This window comes from Synechococcus sp. R3-13, assembly GCF_047462195.1.
Lineage (GTDB): Bacteria > Cyanobacteriota > Cyanobacteriia > Thermostichales > Thermostichaceae > Thermostichus.
Map to the genome: position 1 here is coordinate 1 of NZ_JANSIO010000236.1, position 3,196 is coordinate 3,196.

Annotated in this window: 4 protein-coding genes and 1 pseudogene; 1 reads left to right on the forward strand and 4 read right to left on the reverse strand. The window is 58.5% G+C overall.

Features of this window, described 5'->3' with window-relative positions; all coding sequences use genetic code 11:
* The 4 genes and pseudogenes from NW856_RS07415 to rpsO all read right to left on the reverse strand — a co-directional run.
* Positions 1-492 (reverse strand): annotated as a pseudogene (locus NW856_RS07415) (ABC transporter ATP-binding protein); the annotation flags it as partial.
* Positions 493-575: 83 nt separating this feature from the next.
* Positions 576-1,769, reverse strand: a complete 1,194-nt coding sequence (larC, locus tag NW856_RS07420; protein ID WP_414399684.1) for a nickel pincer cofactor biosynthesis protein LarC — start codon at positions 1,767-1,769, stop codon at positions 576-578.
* A gap of 96 nt (positions 1,770-1,865) precedes the next feature.
* Positions 1,866-2,303 carry a photosystem II biosynthesis protein gene (locus NW856_RS07425; protein WP_414399685.1) on the reverse strand — a complete coding sequence of 146 codons (438 nt, stop codon included), beginning with the start codon at positions 2,301-2,303 and terminating at the stop codon, positions 1,866-1,868.
* A gap of 36 nt (positions 2,304-2,339) precedes the next feature.
* Complete coding sequence (gene rpsO, locus NW856_RS07430; RefSeq protein WP_414341877.1) at positions 2,340-2,615, reverse strand: 30S ribosomal protein S15; 276 nt, start codon at positions 2,613-2,615, stop codon at positions 2,340-2,342.
* 92 nt (positions 2,616-2,707) lie between these two features.
* Here rpsO and NW856_RS07435 point away from each other — a divergent pair.
* Positions 2,708-3,196: HEAT repeat domain-containing protein (locus NW856_RS07435; protein WP_414399686.1), on the forward strand; the 489-nt coding region annotated here is incomplete at its 3' end.

The window sequence follows — 3,196 nt, forward strand, 5'->3', positions numbered from 1 at the left end:
TTTTTGCTGCAGAGCTGTGTCGATAAACCGAAAGATGAAGCTAATCATCACGTTCAGCCGGTTGACCGTCAGCGACAGAAACAGCAAAAAGGTGAGCAGCGCCCACTGCAACCAGCGCTGGCGAAGCTGCCGCCACGCCGCCCCAAAACAAAGGCTGCTCAGAGCCAAGCTGACCGAGGCCACCCACAGCACCGGCGAGGACAAGTTTCTCTCCGTTTGGGCCACCAATCCGGCTGCCACATTGGTAAAAAACTCTGGGAACAGGGCTTGACCGACCAAAGTCACCCCAATCTCCACAAAGAACATCAGGGCAACCACAAACACCATGGCCGCTGCCAGCAAGCCCAAAAAGATCCAGCCCCCATAGCGTACTCTGGGGTAAAAGTAGGGCTGGGCCACGGTGATAAACCGATCCCACAGTTTGCGGTCAAAGTTAAATTGAGAGGCTTGGGATTCCATTGTTGTGGTCGGCGGAGAGAGCAAGATCGACATCTCTCAGGCTAGCAGGCCACGGCTGCCAATCTGTGTTCAATAGGAGCAAATTCCATTGGGGGTGGAACAGGTTCGGTGTCTCTTCAACCTTGCAACCGGCTTTGCCAAGCCGATTGGGCCGCCAGCCACACCGTCTGAACCGGCACGTGAAACTCCTGGGCGCGGGCCACACAGTCGCGAAACTCCGGCTGAGCGTTGACGATGCGGCCATGGTGGCGGGCCACTTTGATGTCGACCAAGCCGTAAGGGGTTTCCACCCGCTCGATAACCCGCTCCAGCAGGGTGCGCTGCTGTTGGAAGTGGCGAATGCCCAGGGTGGTGGTCTCCCGGAAGATGAGATCTTGACACTCCGGCACCCGATCCGGCGGACAGATGACGGTAAGCAGGATCCCCGGCCGCCCCTGTTTCATGGTGATCGGCTGGGTAAACACGTCCCAGGCCCCCAGGGCCAACAACTGCTCGCAGGTGTAGGCAATCACTTGGGGGTTGAGATCGTCAATTTGGGTCTGCAACACCGATACCGTTTCCGTTAGCTCTCCCCCATCGGCTTCCCCAATCCAGAGACGAAACACGTTGGGAATGGGCAGCTCTTGGGCACCGGCCCCACGCCCCACTTTTTCCACCCGCATCGGCGGACAGGGGCCAAACTCTTCCGCCAACGCCACAGCCAAGGCTGCTCCTGTGGGGGTTACCAGCTCCGCTTCCACCCCGTTGCTGAACACCGGCACGCGGCCCATTTCCCACAACTCGATCACCGCCGGCACCGGCACGGCCAATTTGCCATGCTCTGTGCTCACCCAGCCGCCCCCAACAGGATGGGGGGATGACAACACCCGCTCCACCTGCAGCCAATCCAGGCCGATGCAAGTGCCGACAATATCCACCAAAGCATCCACTGCCCCCACTTCGTGAAAGTGCACTTTTTCCACAGGCATCTGATGGACTTTTGCTTCCGCCTGCGCCAACTTTTCAAACACCGCCAAGCTGCGGGCCTTAATGGCTGGGGAAAGCTGGGATCCCGCGATCAAAGCCTGAATCTCTGCCCAATGCCGAGCAAGGGATCCCCCACTCTGGGATCCCAGCACCTCCACCACAGCTTGCAGAGCAGGCTGCCCACACCGCTGCACCCGGCTCACCTGCAGGCTATATTCCCCCTCGATGCCCAACGCCTGGAGCTGACGGTTGAGGTACTCCAAAGGCACCCCGCAATCCAGCAGGGCTCCTAGACACATATCGCCGGCAATGCCCGCCGCACAGTCGAAGTAGGCTATTTTCATGCTGGAGAACTGGGGGTAGCCGCTGCCGCCAGAATGGACTTGGATCCCTCTTGATTGTAGGCAGCAACCGGCCTGGAAAAGGCGACGGGAGAGCAGTTAGGCTTCCCTAGAGTCAGAAGATTCAGAAGATCGAGCAGCAGATTCCCGCCACTGTTGGATGATGTTGCCCAAATTGCGCCGGAATTCTCCAATTCCCAGCAGGGATCCCGGCTCGAGATCCCAGGAAGCCGAGAACACACCGTAGCTAATGCCCAAAAAACCAAGGCCAAACAAGGTCAGCGACTCTGCCAAGGTGAAGTAGGGGGGCAGAGCGACCACATGGTTGGTCAAGAGATAGTAATTCACAAAAAAGCTGCTCAGGCCCAGCCCCGAAGGGATCCCAGAAAACACCAGAATCCGCCGCACCATCCGCCGGCTGACCTCAGGGGGAATCACGGCAACAGGCTCCTTCTTGGCCGGCTTCTTCTCCACCTCAACAGAGGCGGAGGGGGAGCAGCGGCGAAAGGTTTTGGACTGGCGGCTGGATTTGCCCACGAAGACAGATCTCCGATAGCGTTTTGGATGGGCTGCCTACTTTTTCACCCGGATGTTCAGCCGTTCGGTCAGCTCCCGGAAGCGGTCAGGAGAATGCTTGGCGATGTAGTTGAGCAAACGCTTGCGACGACCGATCATCATCAGCAGGCCGCGGCGGGAGTTGAAATCCTTCGGGTTTCTCTGAAGGTGCTGAGAGAGCTGGTTGATGCGACTGGTGAGCAGAGCCACCTGAACCTCGGCAGAACCGGTGTCGGTGTCGTGCAGTCGATAGCTCTCAATGATCTGCTGCTTCTCTTGTTGCAATAAGGCCATAAGATCAAGGGACTGGATGCACTGCTTCAAGATAATAACATCGGCTTTTCCTCCCTCGCTATGGCCGAGGAGGGTTATGGAGAGAATGGGATATGACAACAACCTCTGGGGATCCTCCGGCACTGCCCGCTTTGCTGGAGCTGTTGAACTCACAAGACTTGGGAAATCGGCTGCGCGCTGTCAACAAAGCCAGAGAACTGCCTGGGCCAGAAGCCCTGACATTGCTGCAGCGAGCGATTCACGACGAGAATGCCCGCGTCCGTTATGCTGCCATCAGCCAGATGGGCACCCTGTCTGGCGTCGATCCGAACCTACTGTTGCCCATTTTGCAGCGCTCTTTGCGAGAGGATCCGGAGTTCGATGTGCGGGCTGCTGCCGCCGCTGCCCTGGGGGATCTCAAGCAGCCACAGGCCCTGGCCGATCTCCTGGAAGCTTATCGGCGAGAAACGGAGTGGCTGGTACGGTTTAGCATCATCGCTGCCCTGGGAGAGCTGGGGAACCCTGCCGCCTTCGACACTCTGGTGGAAGCTTTGCAGGACAAGAGCGAGCTGATCACCACAGCCGCTGCCGCTGCCTTGGGC